Below are 21224 nucleotides of genomic sequence, written 5' to 3'. Positions count from 1 at the left end.
GCGGGATGAGCGACGCGGCGCTGGCCGCCCATTTGGCAGAGGTGGCCGGGCGCATCCTGGTCGAGGTCCGCGAGTCCGGGGTGTTCAGTGCCAAGGCGCTGGGCAAGGCGGGCGACCAGACCGCCAACCAGTTTCTGTGCCACGCGCTGCGCGAAGTGCGGGGCGAGGATGGGCTGTTGTCGGAAGAAGAGAAGGACAATGATGACCGGCTCGCCCAGTCGCGCGTCTGGATCGTCGATCCGGTCGACGGCACGCGCGAATATGGCGAGGCGCGGGCCGACTGGGCCGTGCATGTCGGGCTGGCGATCGATGGCGCGCCGGTGATCGGCGCGGTGGCGTTGCCGGGGTATGAGGGCGGCGTCGTGCTGCGGACGGATGAACCGCGCACCGTGCCGCCTGCGCCCGAAAAGCTGCGCATGGTGGTGTCGCGCACGCGGCCTGCTGCCGAAGCGGTGGCGATCGCGCAGAAGCTGGATGCGGAACTGGTGCCGATGGGATCGGCTGGGGCGAAGGCGATGGCGATCATATTGGGCCAGGCCGACATCTATCTTCATTCGGGCGGCCAATATGAATGGGACAGCATGGCGCCTGCTGCCGTTGCGCTCGCCCATGGCCTGCACGCCAGCCGCATCGACGGCAGTCCGCTCATCTATAATCAGCGCGACGTCTATCTGCCCGACCTGCTGATCTGTCGGCAGGAACATGCGGCCATGCTACTGGAGCATATCGCGGCGCTGGCGCAGGACGCCGCATAGCGGCCTGGTCTCAGCAACAGGCCCTATTCGGCCGCCTGCGCGATGGTTGCACGGCGGCGCAATATCTCGCTCGCCACATCGCGCGTGCGGGCATTGTCAACGTCGATCGCGACCGCGCCGTCGGATAGGATCACCGGCGCGATGGTCATGCGGAAGCGGCGTGAAAAGCGGGCGAAGGTCGCCGCCAGCGTGCCGATGCCGAAGCGAAACCGCAGGAGGTTAAGCAAGCCGAACGCACCGATGATGCGCAGCGGATGCTTGACGAACTGCCCGCCCGACCGGAAAGTTTCGGCGGTGGCAAGCGCGGCTGTGTCCTTGAGCCAATAGCTGTTGCAGTTGGAATAGCTGTCATCGGCGAAGGCGTAGAATTTGCGCTGCCCCTCCGGGTACGCGGCCAGCACCGATGCGCGCCGGGCGAAGGCGACGGCGGCGTCTGCGCCCTCCGCCACGCAGCCATCCAGCATCTCGGCGATGGCGGGCGGGGTCAGCAGCACATTGTCGGCAGTGGTGATGAGCAGGGGAAAGCGCGCGCCGTCGGCCGCCGCCAGCACCGATTCGACCAGATTGGGCCGCGCGCCGATCGCCACCAGCCGTCCGCTGCCGATCAGGCCGTGCAGTTGCGGCAGGCTGGCCAGCACGTCCGGTTCCTCGATCGCAACGCGGATTTCGCCGATGCGATCGCTCGCCGCCAGCGCGTCGATGACATGGACCAGCATCGGCTGATCCAGGACCGGCACCAGGCATTTATGGGTGACGCCCGCTTCCAGCGCGAGCGGATCGGTCGCGCCATCGCGCTTGCCCGCCAGTATCAGCGCGGTCGTGCGACCACCCATCAGGCAGCGACCCGCATCGGCGCTTCGGTCAGCAGACCCTGCCGTTCGAGACTATGGCCAATGATGGTTTCCACCAGCGTCTGATGATCGACGCCGATCGACGCGGCCGAGCGCGAAATGGTCTTTTTCGACCAGAGGTTGCAGGACAGGTTCACTTCCATGAACTGCACCGCGCCGGTCGCCGGATCATAGCGGAACTCGAACCGGCCATAGTCGAACGGCCATAGTTCGGGCAGCAGACGGCGGGTCAGGTCGTCGAGCCGGGCGAGCAGGTCGCGATCCTCGACCAGCACCAGCGGATCATCGCCCGCGTCGATCAGGCCGCGCTTTTCTTCATGGCTGCGGGCGCGATGGGGGTCAGCGGGGACATACATCATGGGTGGTAACAGCCACGGCTCGCCGCCGCTGCCGCCCACAACCGGCACGGCGATGTCGAGCAAGGGCGCCCAGGCTTCGACCAGCGCGTCATGGCCCAAGGCCTGAAGATGATCGACATGGGCCAGCGCTTCGTCCCAGCTATCGACCATCGCCAGCCCCCAGGAGGCGGAGGAGGCGTTGGGCTTGACCACCAGCCTTTCGGCCTCGAAGCCGGGCTGCGCGGGCAAGCCACCGCGCCGGAATATCTGCGCTGCCATCGTCGGCACGACATGTGCCTGCGCGATAAGCTTGGAGAGATATTTGTCGTCGGACACGCCGCGCAGGATGGGGCTTGCACCCATATGCGGCATGGCGCGCCAGCTCAGCAACAGGGGCGCGAGCATCTCGCTATTCTGGAAGCCGCCGCGATTGAGCAGGGTGACCACGAAATCGGCATCGGGCCGGTCGAACAGCGCTTCATAGCTGTCGGCGGCGCTGACGTTGAAGCCGATCGCCTCCAGCGTCGATCGCATCTCATGATGATAGAGGGCGTGATTGCCATCGACCGCATCGGGTTGACCGGATGCGCGGGCATGTTTGGCGAGGAACAGCAGCCGCAGCCGTGCCTTATCGGCCGGGGAAATGCGGATGCAACGGTCGATATGGGTCGGCATGACACCCTATCTAGCCGCCTGCGATGACAGGGTGGCGACCGGGCGATGACGATGATGCGACGGTCAGGCGGCGGCGATATGACGGCGCGATGACCAATCGAAGTCAGGCGGCGACGATCGCCTTCGCCACCGCTTCGGCGACCTTGATCCCGTCGATCGCGGCCGACAATATGCCGCCGGCATAACCCGCGCCTTCGCCCGCCGGATAGAGGCCGGCGACGGAAAGGCTCTGGAAATCCTTGTCGCGGGTGATGCGGATGGGCGAGGAAGTGCGGGTTTCCACCCCGGTCATCACCGCGTCGGGATGGTCATATTGGGCGAGTTGCCGCCCGAATATGGGCAGTGCCTCGCGAAACGCCTCCACCACGAAATCGGGCAGGCATTGCGACAGGTCGGTCGGGGTGACGCCCGGCTTGTAGGACGGCGTGACTGATCCGAGGGACGTTGACGGACGCCCGGCGAGAAAATCCCCGACCGTCTGCCCCGGCGCCCAATAGGAAGAGCCGCCCGCCACATAGGCCTGCGATTCCCAATGGCGCTGAAAATCGATCCCCGCGAGCGGCCCGCCGGGATAATCGCGCGCCGGGTCGATGCCGACCACCAGCCCCGAATTGGCGTTGAATTCGGCGCGGCTATATTGGCTCATGCCGTTGGTGACGACGCGCCCTTCCTCCGACGTGGCGGCGACGACGCGGCCACCCGGACACATGCAGAAGCTATAGACGGTGCGGCCGTTGGCGCAGTGATGCGCGAGGCTATAGGCCGCCGCGCCCAGATCCGGGTGGCCCGCGCAACTGCCATAGCGGGCCTTGTCCACCCAGCTTTGCGGATGTTCGATCCGCACCCCGATGGAAAAGGGCTTGGGCTCGATATGCACGCCCCGGCCATGCAGCATGGTGAAGGTCGGCCGCGCACTGTGCCCGACGGCCAGCACGACATGATCGCTTTCGATCACGCTGCCGTCCTGAATGACGATACCGCGCAACTGCTGGGTGCCGTCGCTCCGCCGCTCCAGCACGAGATCATCGACGCGGGTCTGCCAGCGATATTCGCCGCCCAGCGCTTCGATCTGGCGGCGCATCGATTCGACCATGGTGACAAGGCGGAAGGTGCCGATATGGGGGTGCGCTTCCCACAAGATATCGTCCGGCGCGCCCGCCGCAACGAACTCCGCCAACACCTTGCGGCCGAGGAAGCGCGGGTCTTTCACCCGGCAATAAAGTTTGCCGTCGGAAAAGGTGCCCGCCCCGCCTTCGCCAAACTGGACATTGCTGTCGGGGTTCAACTCGCCGCGCCGCCACAGGCCCCAGGTGTCCTTGGTCCGCTCCCGCACCACCTTGCCCAGATCGACGATGATCGGGCGGAACCCCATCTGCGCCAACAGCAGCCCGGCGAACAGGCCGCATGGCCCCGCCCCGATCACAACCGGGCGCTTGCCCTGCCAGCCATCAGGCGCATGGGTCACGAAATCATAGCTGGTATCGGGCGTCGGCCGCACGTCATGGTCATGGGCGAAGCGCGCCAACACGGCTGCTTCGTCGGCGACATCGACGTCGAGCGTATAGACGAGCTGGATCGCGCTGCGCCGCCGCGCATCATTGCCGCGCCGCACGAGGCTATGGCCGCGTAGCTCTTCGGGTTGGAGGCCAAGGCGCGCGCATATCGCAGGCGGCATCGCCTCGGCAGGATGGTCGAGGGGCAGTTTCAGGCCGGAAAGGCGGATCATCCGCTGCCCATAGTCGCTCTATGGCCCAAACGGAAGCGGCGTCAGGCGGGGCGCATTTTCCCGAACAGCCATTCGCCCGCCACTGCCACGATCATGCTGAGGCCGGTCAGCGGGAAGAGTGTCCCCAGCAGCAGCATCGTCGCGGCGACGACCCGTTCCGCGCGCCCGATCGCGCGCGGCGGTGCGGTCAGGCGGCCCTGCTTGCGCCGCTTCCACCACAGGACGGGCGCGGTCAGGCACAAAGCGAGCAGGCACAGGCACCCCGCCAGCATCAGCAGCCGGTTGACCTCGCCATATTGCTGGCCCTGATGGGTGGCGATGCCCCATTCGACCGCCTTTGCGCCGGGGCCGAACATGCGCCAGTCCATATCCTGCACCACCGCGCCGCTCGCCGCGTCGATGGTGATGGCACGAGAATCGTCGGCGCGCGTGACGAGGCTGGCGACCAGATAGGGCGCGCCGGGGGATGCGGGCAGGATGAGCTGATAGCCGTCCGCCAGTCCGCGCGCCTTGGCAATGCGCGCGACGGCATCGACGCCGATGTCGCCCGCCGCGCCCAGCGTCGCGCCGCCTTCGCGCAGGGTCCAGGGGAGCGCGTCCTTGGCCGGATCTGTCCAGGGAATGACCGCCATTTTCGGGCGGCCCCAGTCGTTTGCCGCCACCACCGCGCGCAGGCCCCCGCCCCACACGTCCGTCCAGGGCATGCCGGTGATCGCCAGGAACAGGATGACGCCTGCCGACAGGAAGCCCAGCGTGCCATGCAGGTCGCGCCAGAATAGCCGACCCTTCACCCCGCCCCTTATGGCGATGGCGGGCTGGCCGCGCCGGGGCCAGCGTAGATAGAGGCCCGTGATGCACAGGAGGATCGCCCAGCCCGCCACCACCTCGACCAGCCGGTTGCCGACCGCGCCGGTCAGCGCCAGGCTGTGCAGATCCTTGATTGTCTTCATGAGGCCACCGCCCTGCATGACCCCCAGCAGGCGGCCGTCATGCGGATCGACGAAATGGACGGTGGCCACGCCATCGGCACCCTTGGTCGTCACCCGCCAGCTTTGGGTGGGGCTGGCGGGATGGGTGATCTGGGTCGCCTGTTCGCTGCTGGCTTGTTCGACCGCAGCGATCAGGCGGGCGGGCGCCAGCGTCGGCACGCCCGGCCGGGCGGCGATCTCGATCGGATAGAGCCATGCCTCCACCTCCGGCTTGTAGAGATAGAGCGCGCCCGTGACCGCCATCAGCGCGAGGATGGGCAGGACGATGATCCCGGCATAGAAATGCCAGCGCGTCATCGCCCGATAGAAGGCACCGTCCGTCATCATCCTGTCCTCCCCTTGAGCTTCAGAAGCGCGCGCGCACGCCGCCATAGATGGCGCGCCGTTCGAGCGGATAGAAAGCGACGCTGCCTTCATCCGCTGCGGTTGCAGGATTATCGGCGGCGTAGCGGACCAGCGCGCTGATGTCGCCGATGGCGCGCTTCTGCGTCAGATTGCGCGCGTCGAGGAACAGGGTCACGCCGTCGCGCAGTTGCGCCTGCGCGCCGAGGTTGAGCAGCGCATAGCGGCCGACCCGCTTGCTGTTGACATAATCGACCCACGCCCCCTGCGGCAGCCATTCGACCGAGGGCGAGACGCTGATCCGGTCGGTGCCCAGCCGCAATTCCGCGCGATAGAAATGGCGCGGGACCACCGGCAGGCGGTTGTCGCCATAGACGGCATCGTTGCGGAAGCGGAAGTCGCTATATTGATAGACCTGCCGCAGCGATGCCCAAGGGGTGAAGACCAGTTGCAGGCCCGCCTCGATACCCTGATGCCGGGTCTTGTCGGCGTTGAAGGTGGCAGCCGGGATGACGCCCGCGATCACGCTATATTGCAGCATCTCGCCCTTGATGTCGGCGCGGTAGAGGCTGATGTCCCAGGCGGCGATGCCGATGCGGCCGCGCGTGCCGATTTCCGCCGTCCACGCCTTTTGCGCGCGGACGGGCGTGAAGCCGGGCGCGCCGCCGGCGGGCGTTTGGCTGAGTTCACTAAAGCCCGGCAGTTCGACCGAGCGGCTGTAATTGGCGAAGAATTGCATCGCTTCGCTCGGCTCGTAGAGCAGGCCGATCTTGGGGGCGAAGGCGTCGAAGCTGGCGTCGCCGCTGCGCGCCGGGGCGAAGCGGTTGTCGATGCGGCGCTCGCCATGGGTGTAGAGGCCGCCGCCGATCAGCCACAGGCCGGGCATCGGCGCGATGCGCGCTTCGCCATAGCTGTTGATCGTTTGCGCGCGCTGCTGGACCAGCGCGGTGGGCGCACCGCGATCCCCTGCGATATTGACGAACTGGCGCGCGGTCACTTTGCCGAAGCGGGCCTGGCTGCCCAGCGTCACTTCCACCGGCATGCCGCCCAGATCGCCCGCCAGGTCAAGGCTGGCGAAGGCGCCGCGATCCTCGGATTTCTGGTCGATCACCTGGAAGATCGGGTGATAGAGATCCTTGGCGTTGAAGAAGAGGCCGAAGGCGAGCGTGCCATTGCCAAGGGCGATCGTGGTGCGGTTTTGCAGGCGGATCGAATCGATGTCGCGCGCCTGATCGCCGACGAAATTGCCCTTGGTCGGATCGGTCAGCACCGACTTTTCGGACAGCGACCCGGACAGCTTCTGACGAATATTCTGGGCGCTGGCGTAGAAGCGGGTTTCGACGGTGTCGCTGATCTTCACGCCGACATTGCCGTTGAAGCGATAGGATCGACGCTTGCCATGGTCGCGGTCGCCATCGGAGCGATCCGTGGTGATCGCTGCCCAGGCGTCGCCCCGTTCGTCGGCATAGCCATAGGCGGCCTTTGTGCGGATCGTGTCGAAGCTGCCGCCATCGACGCGCAATTCTACGCCGGGCGAACTGCGGCCGGTCGGGGTCACGGCGTTGATCGCGCCGCCCAGCGTTGATCCGCCCAGGCGCAGCGCATTGCCGCCGCGATAGACTTCAATATGCTGGAACACCTGCGGGTCGAGTTCCTGAAAATCGCCATTATCATCGGCCAAGTTGAGCGGAATCCCGTCCTGCAACAAAGTCAGCCCGCGCATGTGGAAGCCGCGCGACAGGCCTGAGCCGCGGATCGAGATGCGGACCTCCTGCCCGAAACGGGGTTGGGTATAGACGCCGGGCGAAAAGGTCAGCGCATCGCGCAGCGAGACGGCGACCTTGTCCTCGAAGGCGTCAGCCGGGACGACATCGACGCCGCCTGGCGTGCGCTGGACGCGGGCAGTGGCGGCTTCGATCATGGGGCTGGCGGTGACGATGATGCGGCTCTGGTCTGCTTCTTCGGCGAAAGCAGGAGCGGACGACAGGGCGAGGGCGCACAGCGATATGCTGCGCAGGCCGGAATGATGGCGCATAGATAGACTTTCTGAATGGGACGCAAAAAGGCCGCGCACGAAAAGGCGCAGCCGGTAATCGGGATTCAGAAAGTCGTAGGAGGCCCGGAGGACGGCGGGGGTGGCGCGGCGAGGCGGGCGATCAGGCCGGTCTTGAGCGCGAAAGCGATCGGGCCAAAGGCCAGCGTCCAGGCGGGCAGCGCCAAATCGGCAAGGATCAGCGGCGGCACGATCGGTTGGACCGACGCAGCGAAGGGGCAATGCTGCTGGCTGCCCATGCCGTCATCGGGTTGATGGTCGCCCTGCCCCGGTGCCTGGTCGCGGTTCACCACGACATTGACAGCGCCCTGCCCGGTACAGAGCGTCACCACGACGCCAGTCGCGGTGCGGACGGGCATGAAGCCGGGCGGCACGAGCATCTGGATGGCGAGGACGAGCAGCGCCAATGCCGCCAGCAGGCCGCGCGCACCCTCCGATCGTCTGATTGCCCCCATGGTCACACGATGCCCTTAGCGCGGGATCATCCGCCTGTCACCGCTACAAATGATCGCGGGCATCTACTCACCTTGACGTAAACGTAAAGTGCCATTATCTCTATCTCCATGGACAATCGCAGCAGCATCGCGGGCATCGAATTGCCCGACCATAGCGACCGGCAGAGCTACAGCATCACCGACCTGTCGGAAGAGTTCGGCGTCACGGCGCGCGCGCTGCGCTTCTATGAGGATGAAGGGCTGATCTCGCCGGAGCGGCAGGGTCTGTCGCGCATCTATTCGCGGCGCGACCGGGCGCGGCTGGCCTGGATCTTGCGCGGCAAGCGGGTGGGGTTCAGCCTCACCGAAATCCGCGAGATGATCGACCTCTATGACGCCGACGAAGCCCATGAGGAACAGCGCCGCGTGACAGTCGCCAAGTGCAAGGCGCGCATCGACCTGCTCAATCGGCAGAAGGAAGATATCGACGCTGCCATCGCCGAACTGGATGCCTTCGTCGCCACCATTGCCCACTGAATACCAACCGCCTCTCATAAAAAATTCGCAGGAGAAGATCATGCCCAGTTATACCGCCCCCGTTCGCGACACCCGTTTCGTGCTGGACCATGTGGTCGGGCTGGAGCGCTATGCCAATCTGCCCGGCTTTGAAAATGCGACCCCCGACTTGGTCGATGCAATCCTGACCGAAGGCGGCAAGATGGCCGCCGAAGTCCTGTTTCCGCTCAATGCCGTGGGCGACAAGGAAGGCTGCACCCGCCACGCCGATGGCCGCGTGACCACGCCGACCGGCTTCAAGGCGGCGTTCGACCAGTTCGTCGCCGGCGGCTGGACCACCATCCACGGCCCGGTCGAATTTGGCGGCCAGGGCCTGCCCAGCGTATTGGCGACGGCGGTGGACGAATATGTCCTGTCGGCAAACCAGTCGTTCAACATGTATCATGGCCTGACCGCCGGCGCGGTCGCCGCGCTGATTGCCAAGGGCAGCGACGAATTGCAGCAGCGCTACGTTCCCAAGATGGTGTCGGGCGAATGGACCGGCACGATGAACCTGACCGAACCGCATTGCGGCACGGACTTGGGCCTCATCAAGACCAAGGCGGTTCTCAATGCCGATGGCAGCTATGCGATCACCGGCACAAAGATTTTCATTTCCGGTGGCGAGCATGACCTGTCGGATAATATCATCCACCTCGTCCTCGCCAAGACGCCGGACGCGCCGGAAGGCAGCAAGGGCATTTCGCTGTTCGTCGTGCCCAAGATGATGGTGCATGACGACGGATCGCTCGGCGATCGCAACGCGGTGTCGTGCGGGTCGATCGAACATAAGATGGGCATTCACGGCAACGCCACCTGCGTCATGAATTATGACGGCGCGACCGGATGGATGGTGGGCGAGGAGAATAAGGGCCTCGCCGCCATGTTCATCATGATGAACGCGGCGCGGCTGGGCGTTGGCCTGCAGGGGCTGGGCCAGGCGGAGATCGCCTTTCAGAACGCCGTCCATTATGCCCGCGACCGGCGGCAGGGCCGCGCGCTCACCGGCCCCAAGGAGCCGGAGGAGAAAGCCGACACGCTGTTCGTCCATCCCGACGTGCGCCGCATGCTGATGGAAGCCAAGGCCATGACCGAAGGGCTGCGCGCGCTCATCCTGTGGGGCGCGTTGCAGGCCGACCTGTCGCATCATGCCGCAACGCCCGAAGAACGGCAGGCGGCCGACGACATGCTGTCGCTGCTGACTCCGGTGATCAAGGGCTATGGCACGGATCGCGGCTTCGACATTGCCGTCGCCTGCCAGCAGGTGTTCGGCGGCCATGGCTATATCTGGGAAAATGGCGTCGAGCAGTATGTCCGCGACGCGCGCATCGCCCAGATTTACGAAGGCACCAATGGCGTGCAGGCGATGGATCTGGTCGGCCGCAAGCTGGCGATGAATGGCGGCCGTGCGTTGCAGGCTTTCCTCAAGGTCGTGGCCGACGAAGTGGCCGAAGCCAAGGGGAATGAGAAGCTCGCATCCTTTGCCGAATCGCTGGAGAAGGCGAGCGCGCAACTGGGCGCGGCGACGATGTGGCTGATGCAGAACGCGATGAAGAACCCCGACAATGCCGGGGCCGGCGCGCATCATTATATGCACATAGTGGGCATCGTCGCGACGGGCCTGATGTGGTTGCGGATGAGCAAGGCGGCAGCGACGTTGCTGGCGGCGGGTGAAGGTGATGCCAAGTTCCTGGAAGCCAAGCTGGTCACGGCGCGCTTCTTTGCCGAGCGGATCATGCCCGATGCAGGATCGCTCCGCCGCAAGATCGAGGGCGGCGCGGACGCGCTGATGGCACTCGACCCGGACATGTTCCTGGCGGCCTGATACCGACCATAAAAAAGGCTCCGTGACATGTCACGGAGCCTTTTTTTGTCAGGTGGATAGGGAAGACTTAGTCTTCGCCATTATCCTTGACGCCGATGGTCGGTACATCGACGGTTTTTTCCTCGGTGCCGACAACGACTTCCTTCGAATCGACATCGACCTTCGGCAGCGCGCCGCCATCGACGCTGACTTCGGGCATGTCGCCGCCGGTGACGTCGGCTTTCCAGAAGCCGGTAGCGAACAGGACGCCGACGATCGCAAGAATGGCGATCAGCACAATCGCGATTGTGCGGCCCGGCCCCTTCTTTTCCGCGATAACCCGGCGATCGTCATATCCATCATTACGAACGTCAACCATGTAAAACCCTCCTCATGTCGTTGTGGAGGGAGAAACGGTCTGGCAATCTTATTGGTTCCAGCGGTCAGCCGTTGGTGCCTTCGGACAGGACGAAGGTCGGCACAATATCTGGCGTCAATCGCCCCACAAATCCTTGATCTTGCCGAAGAAACCAGTCGAGGCCGGACATTCTTCCCCGGTTTCGGTTTCGCGGAAGGCTTCGAGCAATTCCTTCTGCCGAGCGGTCAGCCGGGTCGGTGTTTCGACGTCGATCTGCACGACCAGATCGCCCTGACCGCGCCCGTTGAGCACCGGCATACCCGCGCCACGCTGGCGAATCTGCTTGCCCGACTGGATGCCGGCCGGAATCTTGATCTCGTGCCGCACGCCGTCGAGGCCCGGCACTTCGATCGAACCGCCCAGCGACGCCGTGGTGAAGCTCACCGGGCAACGGCAGAAGAGCGTCGTGCCCTCGCGCTCGAACAGCGAATGGCGCTTCACATGCAGGAAGATATAGAGGTCGCCCGCAGGAGCCCCGCGCGCGCCCGCTTCGCCTTCGCCGGTCAGGCGGATGCGCGTGCCTTCATCCACGCCCGCCGGGATGTTGACCGACAGCGACTTGGGCTTGTCCACCCGGCCTTCGCCGCGACAGGCCCGGCAGGGGCTTTCGATCACCTGGCCCGCGCCGTGGCAGGATGGGCAGGTGCGTTCGACCACGAAAAAGCCCTGCTGCGCCCGCACCTGGCCATGCCCCTTGCAGGTCGCGCAGGCCTTGACCCCGGTGCCAGGCTGTGCGCCCGACCCGTCGCAGGTGTCGCAGGCGGCGGAGACTTCGATTTCGATCTCGGTCTGCTTGCCATGATAGGCTTCGTCGAGGCTGATTTCGAGGTCGTAGCGCAGATCCGCGCCGCGCCGCTGCTGCTGGCGACCACCGCCGCCACCAAAGCCGGACTGGCCGAAGATGGTTTCGAAGATGTCGCCAAGGTCGGAAAATCCGCCCGCATTGGCGCGATGGCCACCGCCGCCGCCCTGCTCATGCTGGGTATAGGCGGCATGACCGAAGCGATCGTAAGCCGCGCGCTTTTGCGGATCTTTCAGACACTCATAGGCCTGCGACACCGCCTTGAACTTGGCTTCGCTTTCGGCACATCCCCCCGTCTTGTCGGGGTGATATTTCATCGCGAGCTTGCGATAGGCGCTCTTGATCTGCGCACCATCGGCGGTGCGCTCGATTTCGAGCAGCGTATAATAATCGATTTCGGTCGTCATTCGGACCCCCGCCCACCTCTTCCTTCACCCCGACCATGGCCGGGGTGAAGGATATGGGGCATCGGCTTACGCCTTGTTATCATCCACTTCGGAAAATTCGGCGTCGACGACATCGTCATCGGCCTTGGGCGCATCCGCACCCGGAGCCGCAGCCGAAGCCTGCTCCTTCTCGTAAATGGCCTGGCCCAGCTTCATCGCGATCGTCGCGAGTTCCTGCGCCTTGGTCTTCATCGCTTCGGCATCGCCGCCTTCAATCGCCGACTTGGTCGCGGCGATCGCGGTTTCGATCTCGCCCTTCAGCGCCGCATCGACCTTGTCGCCATGTTCGGCCAGTTGCGCTTCGGTGGTGTGGACCAGGCTTTCGGCGTTGTTCTTCGCCTCGGCCGCCTCACGGCGCTTCTTATCCTCTTCGGCGAAGCGTTCGGCATCCTTGACCATCTGGTCGATGTCCGAATCGCTCAGGCCACCCGACGCCTGGATGCGGATCTGCTGTTCCTTGCCGGTGCCCTTGTCCTTGGCCGACACGTTGACCAGGCCGTTGGCGTCGATGTCGAACGTGACCTCGATCTGCGGCACGCCGCGCGGGGCTGGCGGAATGCCAACGAGGTCGAACTGGCCGAGGATCTTGTTGTCCGCCGCCATTTCACGCTCGCCCTGGAACACGCGGATGGTCACCGCCTGCTGATTGTCGTCGGCGGTCGAATAGACTTGGCTCTTTTTGGCCGGGATCGTGGTGTTGCGGTCGATCATGCGGGTGAACACGCCACCCAGCGTTTCGATGCCGAGCGACAGCGGCGTCACGTCGAGCAACAGCACATCCTTGACGTCGCCCTGGAGCACGCCCGCCTGAATTGCGGCGCCCATGGCGACGACTTCGTCAGGGTTCACGCCGGTATGCGGTTCCTTGCCGAAAAATTCCTTCACGGCTTCGCGCACCTTGGGCATGCGGGTCATGCCGCCGACCAGCACGACTTCGCTGATGTCAGCCGCCGAAACACCAGCGTCCGCCATCGCCTTCTTGCAAGGCTCCATCGTGCGCTTGATGAGGTCGGCGACCAGGCGCTCCAGATCCGACCGGGTGATGGTCTTAACGAGATGCTTGGGGCCGTTCTGATCGGCGGTGATGAAGGGCAGGTTGACTTCGGTCGATTGGGCTGAAGACAGTTCGATCTTCGCCTTTTCGGCGGCTTCCTTCAAACGCTGAAGGGCCAGCTTGTCCTTGGTGAGGTCGATGCTCTCGGTCTTTTTGAAGTCGTCGGCCAGGAACTGCACCAGCTTGGCGTCGAAATCTTCACCGCCAAGGAAGGTGTCGCCATTGGTCGACTTCACTTCGAACACGCCATCGCCGATTTCCAAAATGGAAATGTCGAACGTGCCGCCGCCAAGGTCATAGACCGCGATCGTCTTGCCGTCCTGCTTGTCGAGGCCATAGGCCAGCGCAGCAGCGGTCGGCTCGTTGATGATGCGCAGGACTTCGAGGCCCGCGATCTGACCGGCATCCTTGGTCGCCTGACGCTGGGCATCGTTGAAATAGGCAGGAACGGTGATGACCGCCTGCGTGACCGTTTCGCCCAGATAGCTCTCGGCGGTTTCCTTCATCTTCTGCAGGGTGAAGGCGGAAATCTGCGCGGGGCTGTAATCCTGCCCACCGGCGCGGACCCAGGCGTCGCCGTTCGGACCCTTGGCGATGTCATAGGGAACGAGTTCCATGTCCTTCTTGGTCATGGGATCGTCGAAGCGGCGGCCGATCAGGCGCTTGACCGCGAAGATCGTGTTGTCGCCGTTGGTGACGGCCTGGCGCTTGGCCGGCTGGCCGATCAGGCGCTCGCCATCCTTGGCGAAGGCGACGATGGACGGCGTCGTGCGCGCGCCTTCCGCATTTTCAATAACCTTGGGCTTGCCACCGTCCATGACGGCGACGCAGCTGTTGGTGGTGCCAAGATCGATACCGATTACTTTTGCCATTGTGTCCTCTTTGAACCCCAAATTTCATTCAGCGGTTGACGGCCCCATACCCCACGAAAGCGCCAAGGCAAGGCCGGTCTGCATGGGCGATATAGGCGCGCTTTTGCTTGGCACAAGAAGCAGCGGCCATTAGCTATGTCATCGACCGGAAACGAGACAGTCATGGAGTGACCAATGCGCGCGCCCTTCGCCCTTATCGCCCTTGCGGCCCCGCTGGCGCTCAGCGCATGCGGCGACCCTGCGCCAAGCTACATCGACCAGGCCTGGGTACGGCTGTCACCGAACAAAGAGTCGCCCTCCGCCGGCTATTTCGTGGCGCATGGCGGGGATGCGGGCGTGCAGATACGCGGCGTGCTGACGGCCTATGCGGTCAAGGTGGAAATGCACGAAAGCGTGATGGAAAATGGCGTCATGACGATGAAGCCGATCGACAGCGTGGACGTGCCCGCCAAGGGCAAGGTGAGCTTTGCGCCCGGCGGCAAGCATCTGATGTTCTGGGGCATCAACGACACCGCGATCAACCAGGGCAAGATGGAACTGACCTTCCTGATGAGCGATGGTCGGCGACTGTTGGTCGATGCAGTGATTCGCAAGCCGGAGGCGGCGGGCGCACCTGCGGCGGCGGCGGCCAACGCGCATGAGGGCCATTGAGCAGTCGTAGCCTGACGCCCGATGAAATTGCGCTTGCCCACGCTATGTTTGGGCGGGCGATCGCCTATGATCGGGTGCGGGTGCATAACCGCAAATGGTGGCCTTTCCAGCCCCGCCGGGTGACGATGGCGCCTGATGGTCATTTGTGGCTTGCGCCGAAAGGCGGCTTGTTCTGCGCCGATTTCTGCGAATGCCCGCTCCACATACAGGCGCATTTCATCCACGAAATGACCCATGTGTGGCAGGCGCAGCGATCGGGGAAATGGTGGTTGCCGCTGATGCGCCACCCTTTTTGCCGCTATGATTATGCGGTTCTGCCGGGCAAGCCCTTTGCGCATTATGGCATCGAGCAGCAGGCCGAGATCGTGCGCCATGCGTTTTTGTTGCGACAGGGTGTGGCGGTGGCGGGCAAGCCAGGGCTGGGCATCTATGAGGCCTTGTTGCCGTTCGGTTGAAGTGACTACCAATATTTGGTAAGATGGCGACATGAGCAGCAAGACCACCTCCGTCGCCCTCGGCGACCATTTCCGCGAGTTCGCCGAACGCAAGGTCAGCGAAGGCCGCTACGGATCGACCAGCGAAGTGATCCGCGCGGGATTACGGATGCTGGAGTCGGAGGAGCAGAAGCTGGAAGCGCTTAGGGCTGCGATTCAGGAAGGGCTGGATAGCGGTCCTGGGCAAGAGTTTGACTTCGATGCATGGCTCGACCGACGTTTCCCGGTTAGCGAGTGAAACACCGCGCCCTTGTCTATTCGCCGCGCGCCTTGTCCGACCTTGAGGAGATTGGCATACGCAGCGAACGCGAATGGGGCAGAAAACAGACCCGATCCTATCTTGCCGCCATCAAGGAAACGGCCGGGAAATTGATATCCTTCCCTTCCCTGGGCATGGATTGCTCATTCCTTTCGCCCGATTTGCGCAAACGCCGATCCGGCAGCCACTTTCTTTTCTACCATATCCTGCCCGACGAGATTCTCATCGTGAGGATATTGCACGAGCGTATGGATTTTGAAGGCCATTTAACGGACCTTTAGCTCCATGAAAAAAGGCGGACCGTCCGGCCCGCCCTCTTCATCGTCATCCCTGATCGCGGATCAGTATACCCGCGCCTTGGGCTGCACATATTCGGCTTCGTCGGTCAGCGTGTAATCATGGACCGGGCGATAATCGAGCTTCACTTCGCCGCCCGAACCACCCCAGCCGTCAAACCAACTGATCGTGTGCTTCATCCAATTTTCGTCGTCGCGGTTCGGGAAATCCTCATGCGCGTGCGCGCCGCGGCTTTCCTTGCGGTTTTCCGCGCTGACCATGGTGCAGACGGCCTGGGACATGAGGTTGTCCAGTTCCAGCGTCTCGACAAGGTCGGTGTTCCAGATCAGCGAACGATCCGACACGCCGACATCCTGCATGCCCGCATAGACATTGTGCATCTTGTCGACGCCCTCGGCCAGCAGCGCGCTGTCGCGGAACACGGCGGCGTGCTTCTGCATCGTATGCTGCATTTCAAGGCGCAGCTTCGCGGTCGGCGTGCCGCCGGTTGCGTTCCGATATTTGTCGAGGCGGCTGAGCGCCAGATCAGCGGCATCCGACGCCAGCGGCTTGTGGCTGCCATTGGGCTTCAGATTGTCCTTGAGGAACAGACCCGTCGCCCGGCCGAACACGACCAGATCGATCAGCGAGTTGGAGCCGAGGCGGTTTGCGCCATGGACCGACACGCAGGCCGCTTCGCCGACCGCGAACAGGCCGGGGACCACGACTTCAGGATCGCCATCCTTCTTGGTCAGCACCTGGCCATGATAGTTACAGGGGATACCGCCCATATTATAATGGACCGTCGGCGTGACGGGCAGTGGCTGGCGGGTGAGGTCGACACCGGCAAAAATCTTGCCGCTTTCGGTGATGCCCGGCAGGCGTTCGGCCAGCACCTTGGGATCAATATGATCAAGGTGCAGGAAGATATGATCCTTGTTCGGACCAACGCCGCGCCCTTCGCGCATTTCCATCGCCATCGACCGCGACACGACGTCGCGTGACGCCAGATCCTTGGCCGACGGGGCATAGCGTTCCATGAACCGCTCGCCTTCGGAGTTGGTGAGATAGCCACCCTCGCCGCGCGCGCCTTCGGTGATCAGCACGCCCGCGCCATAGATGCCGGTCGGGTGGAACTGCACGAACTCCAGATCCTGGAGCGGAAGCCCTGCGCGCAGCACCATGCCGCCGCCATCGCCAGTGCAGCTATGCGCCGAAGTGGCGGAGAAATAGGCGCGGCCATAGCCGCCCGTCGCCAGCACGACCGCATGGGCGCGGAAGCGATGGATCGAGCCATCTTCCATGCACAAGGCGATCACGCCGCGACATTCGCCATTTTCCATGATCAGGTCGATGGCGAAATATTCGATGTAGAAGTCCGCGTCATATTTCAGCGACTGCTGATAGAGCGCGTGCAGCATGGCGTGGCCGGTGCGGTCGGCGGCGGCGCAGGTACGCTGCACCGGCGGGCCGGCACCCATATTCTGCATGTGGCCGCCGAAGGGACGCTGGTAGATCGTCCCGTCCTCGTTGCGGCTGAACGGCACGCCGGCATGTTCCAGCTCGATGACGGCAGCGGGCGCTTCACGCACCATATATTCGATCGCGTCCTGATCGCCCAGCCAGTCGGACCCCTTGACGGTGTCGTACATATGCCAGGTCCAGTGATCGGGCGAATTATTGCCAAGGCTGGCGGCAATACCGCCCTGCGCCGCGACCGTGTGGCTGCGCGTCGGGAACAGCTTGGTGATGCAGGCGGTCTTGAGGCCCGCTTCGGCGCTGCCCATGGTCGCGCGCAGGCCCGAACCGCCCGCGCCCACAACTACGGTGTCATAAGTGTGATCAATGATCTTGTAGGCTTGCGTCATTATTCAGCGACCCCCGTGAAGGCGATCTTGGCGATCGCGAAGACGCCTGCGGCCGCGCCGCCAAAGGCATAGAAATTGAGCAGCAGCATCGAGAGGAAGGCCAGTCCTTTGTCATGGACATAATCTTCCAGCATCACCTGCATGCCGAGGCGCAGATGCCAGAAGATGCTGACGATCATCAGCATCATCGGCACCGCCACCAGTGGGTTGGCAATCCACAGCACGACGCTTTCATAATCGAGGCCGGGCAGGCTGAGCAGGCTGAAGATCAGCCACAGCACCAGCAGCAGGTTACCGACGGCGGTGTAGCGCTGCGCCAGCCAGTGATGCGCGCCATGCTTGGCAGACCCAAGCCCCCGGACGCGGCCGATACCAGTTCCGTTGCCCATCAGAAGCCCTTTCCGAAGATATAGAGCCACATCAGCGCGGTCACGATCAGCGACGCTGCGAAGGTTGCGAGCGACCAGCTCTTGTTGCTTTTGAGTTCATATCCCGCGCCGATATCGAGAACGAAATGGCGCAGGCCGGAGAAAAGATGCTGGAAGAAAAACCAGCTCAGGCCGATCATCACCAGATAGCCGATCGGCGACGTCGCGCAGGCGATAAAGGTGGCATAGGCTTCCGGCCCGGTCGCGGCGGCCATCAGCCACCAGATGAGGCCCAGCGCACCGGCCGTCGCCAGACCGTTGCCAGTCACGCGGTGGATGATGGAAACGGCCATGGCCGGTCCCCATTTCCAGATGGTCAAATGCGGCGAGAGCGGCCGGCTGTTGGATCGCGCCATATCTACCCTTGTCCCTGCTATATCCCTTGATCCCGCCTCCCTTAAGAGCGAACGCGAAGGAGGGCAAGCCGCACCGGGCATGGCTGCCCCAATGTCCGTGCCAACGCTGGGCGGCAATCGCCATAAGAAGTGATTAACCAAAGCGCGCTAGGAAGGCTTTAGATTATCGTTCATCCCACCAACAGGGGCCGTCCAGCCATGTCGTCCTTCGTTTCATCTCCCGCCATCGCATCCAATTTTGCGATGGACATCGACCCCGACGGCACGATTGACCGTGCAGCCAAAGAAATCGGGATGCTGATCGAGCCGGAGATCGATCAGGTCGCTGCGGCATTTTTCGACAGCTACATCAAGGAAACAGGGCTGATCGATCGCCTTTCCCAGCCGGTGATGGACAAGATTCAGGCCGAAACGCGCGTCTATGCGCGGGCCAAGCTGATGCATTTCAAGGAAGCGCAATGGATACAATCCGCGTCCGACTGTGTGCGGCATGCTCGCAAACATGGGGTGCCGATGCGCGCCGTTCTGGTTGCTGTCGGCAAGGCGGACGAAATGGTCATCGATCTGTTGTGGGACCGATGCCGCGACGATGACGCCCGCTTGCGTCGTTTGACGCGAACGATTCTGCAAATCAGCATGTTCGACGCCGGATTCATGAGCAATGTCGTGTCCATCGATCAGGCCGAAGCCCAGCGCGCCGAACGGCAGCGCTATGGCTCGTTGTTCGAACAGCGGATCATGGGGGAACTGGACGGCGCGACTCAATTGGGCGAATCACTGCGCGAGCAGGCCAAAGATGCGTCCGCCGCCACCCGCGGGATGCTGGGCAAGGCGTCGGAAGTTGCCGCCGCCGCTGAACAATCGGCGCTCGCGATGCGCGAAGCGGCACGTACCGCCGCCGGCCTCATCCGCGCGATCGACGATGCGCGCACCGAAGTCGAAGGCGCCGCCGATGTAGCGCAGCGGGCCGCCAAGCAATCGGGCGATGCCGTTACCATGTCCGCCACCCTGTCCGACCATGCCAAGTCGATCGAATCGATCCTGGGCCTGATCCGCGACATTGCCGGGCAAACCAATTTGCTGGCGCTCAACGCGACCATCGAAGCCGCCCGTGCGGGCGACGCCGGGCGCGGCTTTGCCGTGGTGGCGCAGGAAGTGAAGAGCCTGGCCAACCAGACCGCGCGGGCCACCGACGAGATTGCGGGCAAGATCGCTGACATTCAGGCCTCGACCCGCCAGTCGGTGGAAACCAATGAGCGCATCCGCGATACGGTGGGCGAAGTGCAGGCCAGCGCCGAGCGCATCCGCCACGCCATGGACGCGCAGGCGCAGACCGTCACCATGATCACCGCCGCCGTCGATGAAACCGCGCTGGCCGCCGATTCCATGTCGACCACCATTTCGGCGATCCGCCAGGACACCGAAGTCGTCGCGTCGGAAATCGACCAGCTCGAACGCGGCTTCGTCAGTGTCGAGGGCAAGCTCGCCAGCCTGCGCCATGCCTCGACCGACTTCGGGCGGCAGGTCGCCTGAGATTGACGCTCCACGTCCGTCATGCTGACGAAAGTCAGCATCCATACGCGCTCCATTTAGGAAGCACGCATAAATAGAGCCAATGGATCCTGACTTTCGTCAGGATGACGCGGAGTTGGAGCATTTGCTGCGAACCGCTTTCCCTGCCCTTCTCGCTGCTCTACAGGCGGCGGGATGAACGATGCTACATCCCCGGCGATCCAAAGCTGGAAAGTCACCCTGCCCTGCACCCGCGCCGAGGCCGAGGCGCTGGACGGGGACATTGCCGCCTTTGCGATGATGGACCGGCCGCCGGTGCTGATGACCAGCGAGGCGGAACCCGATGATGAGGATGCCTGGCGGCTCGACGCCTATTTCGAGGGCAAGCCCAGCCCCGCCGCGATCAAATTGTTGCGGTCGATGGTGCCCAGCGCCGCGCGGTCCAAGCCGGTCGTCGAAGCGCTGCCCGACGAGGATTGGGTGACGATCAGCCAGCAGGGACTGGAGCCGGTCACGGCCGGGCGCTTCCATGTCCGCAACCTCGCCAGCGACCCCGAACAGCCCGGCCAGGTCAATCTGCTGATCGCCGCCAGCCGTGCCTTTGGCACCGGCCAGCATGAGACGACCGCAGGCTGCCTCGCCATGCTCGACCGGATGCGCCGGGTTGGTATGCGGTTCGGCAATGTCGCTGATATCGGTACCGGCACCGGGCTGCTCGCCTTTGCCGCGCTGCATCTGTGGCCGCGCGCCTATGCCACCGCGTCGGACATTGATCCGGTCGCGGTCGAGATCAGCGCCGAGAATGCGCTGGCCAATGGCATGACGGTCGGCCGGGGACAGGGGCAGGTCGCGCTCTATGCCGCCGCCGGGGTCGATCATGCCGCGATCATCACCCGTGCGCCCTATGACCTGCTGATCGCCAACATCCTGGCCGGGCCGCTGATCGAACTCGCCCCCTCGCTCTGCGCGATGGTGGAGGAAGGCGGCACCATCCTGCTCGCGGGCTTGCTCAACGAACAGGCCGACGCGGTGCTGGCCGCCTATCGGGCGCAGGGGATGCGGCTGGCCGAACGCGCCGACCGGGGCGACTGGCCGACGCTCAGGTTACGCAAGCGGCCCGTCATCGGCTGGAAGCGCCCCCGCCGCTTGAACCCGGCCGCGCGCGGCGAGGCGCCCGGTTTCGGCAGCATCTAGAGCCGGATGACTTGACGTCGAATCGTCATTGCGAGCGCAGCGAAGCAATCCATCGGCACCACAATGGATTGC

At 64.0% G+C, this 21224-nt stretch carries 21 protein-coding genes; 9 read left to right on the top strand and 12 right to left on the bottom strand.

Annotation, left to right across the window (positions count from 1 at the left end; all coding sequences use genetic code 11):
• The first annotated feature begins 5 nt into the window (after positions 1-5).
• Positions 6-755 (top strand): 3'(2'),5'-bisphosphate nucleotidase CysQ, encoded by a 750-nt coding sequence (locus tag V2I08_RS18190; protein WP_405053674.1) that lies wholly within the window; start codon positions 6-8, stop codon positions 753-755.
• A 23-nt stretch (positions 756-778) separates the two neighbouring features.
• Here the strand turns inward: V2I08_RS18190 and V2I08_RS18185 are convergent, their stop codons facing one another.
• The 6 genes from V2I08_RS18185 to V2I08_RS18160 all read right to left on the bottom strand — a co-directional run bounded on the left by V2I08_RS18185 (position 779) and on the right by V2I08_RS18160 (position 8184).
• Positions 779-1588 carry an NTP transferase domain-containing protein gene (locus V2I08_RS18185; RefSeq protein WP_349636256.1) on the bottom strand — a complete coding sequence of 270 codons (810 nt, stop codon included), beginning with the start codon at positions 1586-1588 and terminating at the stop codon, positions 779-781.
• Positions 1588-2619: a phosphoribosylglycinamide synthetase gene (locus V2I08_RS18180; protein ID WP_349636255.1), complete on the bottom strand. Its 1032-nt coding sequence runs from the start codon at positions 2617-2619 to the stop codon at positions 1588-1590. The genes V2I08_RS18185 and V2I08_RS18180 overlap by 1 nt, the downstream gene beginning before the upstream one ends.
• A 103-nt stretch (positions 2620-2722) precedes the next feature.
• The gene (locus tag V2I08_RS18175) at positions 2723-4345 is read right to left on the bottom strand and encodes an NAD(P)/FAD-dependent oxidoreductase (RefSeq protein ID WP_349636254.1); all 1623 of its coding nucleotides are present in this window, start codon (positions 4343-4345) and stop codon (positions 2723-2725) included.
• A 41-nt stretch (positions 4346-4386) separates the two neighbouring features.
• Positions 4387-5658, bottom strand: coding sequence for a PepSY domain-containing protein (locus V2I08_RS18170; RefSeq protein WP_349636266.1), 1272 nt, complete (start codon positions 5656-5658; stop codon positions 4387-4389).
• Positions 5659-5680: 22 nt separating this feature from the next.
• Positions 5681-7711, bottom strand: coding sequence for a TonB-dependent receptor (locus tag V2I08_RS18165; RefSeq protein ID WP_349636253.1), 2031 nt, complete (start codon positions 7709-7711; stop codon positions 5681-5683).
• Positions 7712-7776: 65 nt separating this feature from the next.
• Entirely contained in the window at positions 7777-8184 is a 408-nt protein-coding gene (locus V2I08_RS18160; RefSeq protein ID WP_349636265.1) for a DUF2946 family protein, read from the bottom strand.
• A gap of 108 nt (positions 8185-8292) precedes the next feature.
• Between V2I08_RS18160 and V2I08_RS18155 the strand changes: the two genes are divergently transcribed.
• Together V2I08_RS18155 and V2I08_RS18150 are read left to right on the top strand one after the other, a co-directional pair.
• The gene (locus V2I08_RS18155; protein ID WP_310227142.1) at positions 8293-8700 is read left to right on the top strand and encodes a MerR family DNA-binding transcriptional regulator; all 408 of its coding nucleotides are present in this window, start codon (positions 8293-8295) and stop codon (positions 8698-8700) included.
• A gap of 40 nt (positions 8701-8740) precedes the next feature.
• Positions 8741-10543 carry an acyl-CoA dehydrogenase C-terminal domain-containing protein gene (locus V2I08_RS18150; protein WP_349636252.1) on the top strand — a complete coding sequence of 601 codons (1803 nt, stop codon included), beginning with the start codon at positions 8741-8743 and terminating at the stop codon, positions 10541-10543.
• Positions 10544-10610: 67 nt separating this feature from the next.
• Here the strand turns inward: V2I08_RS18150 and V2I08_RS18145 are convergent, their stop codons facing one another.
• The 3 genes from V2I08_RS18145 to dnaK form a co-directional block, all read right to left on the bottom strand.
• Positions 10611-10901 (bottom strand): hypothetical protein, encoded by a 291-nt coding sequence (locus tag V2I08_RS18145; protein ID WP_310227137.1) that lies wholly within the window; start codon positions 10899-10901, stop codon positions 10611-10613.
• 114 nt (positions 10902-11015) lie between these two features.
• Positions 11016-12149 carry a molecular chaperone DnaJ gene (gene dnaJ / locus V2I08_RS18140; protein WP_349636251.1) on the bottom strand — a complete coding sequence of 378 codons (1134 nt, stop codon included), beginning with the start codon at positions 12147-12149 and terminating at the stop codon, positions 11016-11018.
• 66 nt (positions 12150-12215) lie between these two features.
• Positions 12216-14114 carry a molecular chaperone DnaK gene (dnaK, locus tag V2I08_RS18135; RefSeq protein ID WP_349636250.1) on the bottom strand — a complete coding sequence of 633 codons (1899 nt, stop codon included), beginning with the start codon at positions 14112-14114 and terminating at the stop codon, positions 12216-12218.
• A gap of 174 nt (positions 14115-14288) precedes the next feature.
• Between dnaK and V2I08_RS18130 the strand changes: the two genes are divergently transcribed.
• Genes V2I08_RS18130 through V2I08_RS18115 form a run of 4 tightly spaced genes read left to right on the top strand, consistent with a single transcriptional unit; the run spans position 14289 to position 15799 of the window.
• Entirely contained in the window at positions 14289-14765 is a 477-nt protein-coding gene (locus V2I08_RS18130; RefSeq protein ID WP_349636249.1) for a copper chaperone PCu(A)C, read from the top strand.
• Positions 14762-15220, top strand: coding sequence for a vgr related protein (locus V2I08_RS18125; RefSeq protein WP_349636248.1), 459 nt, complete (start codon positions 14762-14764; stop codon positions 15218-15220). Before V2I08_RS18130 ends, V2I08_RS18125 begins: the two co-directional genes overlap by 4 nt.
• A 31-nt stretch (positions 15221-15251) precedes the next feature.
• A complete protein-coding gene (locus V2I08_RS18120) occupies positions 15252-15497 on the top strand; it encodes a type II toxin-antitoxin system ParD family antitoxin (RefSeq protein WP_096062600.1) in 246 nt (81 codons plus the stop codon).
• Positions 15494-15799 (top strand): type II toxin-antitoxin system RelE/ParE family toxin, encoded by a 306-nt coding sequence (locus tag V2I08_RS18115; protein ID WP_310227126.1) that lies wholly within the window; start codon positions 15494-15496, stop codon positions 15797-15799. The genes V2I08_RS18120 and V2I08_RS18115 overlap by 4 nt, the downstream gene beginning before the upstream one ends.
• Positions 15800-15859: 60 nt before the next feature.
• Here the strand turns inward: V2I08_RS18115 and sdhA are convergent, their stop codons facing one another.
• The 3 genes from sdhA to sdhC are packed head-to-tail and all read right to left on the bottom strand — an operon-like array spanning position 15860 to position 18446.
• A complete protein-coding gene (gene sdhA / locus V2I08_RS18110) occupies positions 15860-17662 on the bottom strand; it encodes a succinate dehydrogenase flavoprotein subunit (protein WP_043151571.1) in 1803 nt (600 codons plus the stop codon).
• Positions 17662-18051: a succinate dehydrogenase, hydrophobic membrane anchor protein gene (gene sdhD / locus V2I08_RS18105; RefSeq protein WP_310227124.1), complete on the bottom strand. Its 390-nt coding sequence runs from the start codon at positions 18049-18051 to the stop codon at positions 17662-17664. Before sdhD ends, sdhA begins: the two co-directional genes overlap by 1 nt.
• Positions 18051-18446: a succinate dehydrogenase, cytochrome b556 subunit gene (gene sdhC / locus V2I08_RS18100; protein WP_310227123.1), complete on the bottom strand. Its 396-nt coding sequence runs from the start codon at positions 18444-18446 to the stop codon at positions 18051-18053. Before sdhC ends, sdhD begins: the two co-directional genes overlap by 1 nt.
• 198 nt (positions 18447-18644) lie before the next feature.
• Between sdhC and V2I08_RS18095 the strand changes: the two genes are divergently transcribed.
• Positions 18645-19979, top strand: coding sequence for a methyl-accepting chemotaxis protein (locus V2I08_RS18095; protein ID WP_349636247.1), 1335 nt, complete (start codon positions 18645-18647; stop codon positions 19977-19979).
• 174 nt (positions 19980-20153) lie between these two features.
• The gene (locus V2I08_RS18090; protein ID WP_349636246.1) at positions 20154-21152 is read left to right on the top strand and encodes a 50S ribosomal protein L11 methyltransferase; all 999 of its coding nucleotides are present in this window, start codon (positions 20154-20156) and stop codon (positions 21150-21152) included.
• The last annotated feature ends 72 nt before the right edge of the window (positions 21153-21224 follow it).

Source organism: Sphingobium sp. MK2, assembly GCF_040170545.1.
GTDB lineage: Bacteria > Pseudomonadota > Alphaproteobacteria > Sphingomonadales > Sphingomonadaceae > Sphingobium.
The sequence above is the reverse complement of the archived record's forward strand: the minus strand, read 5'-3'. Positions and strand labels throughout refer to the sequence as shown.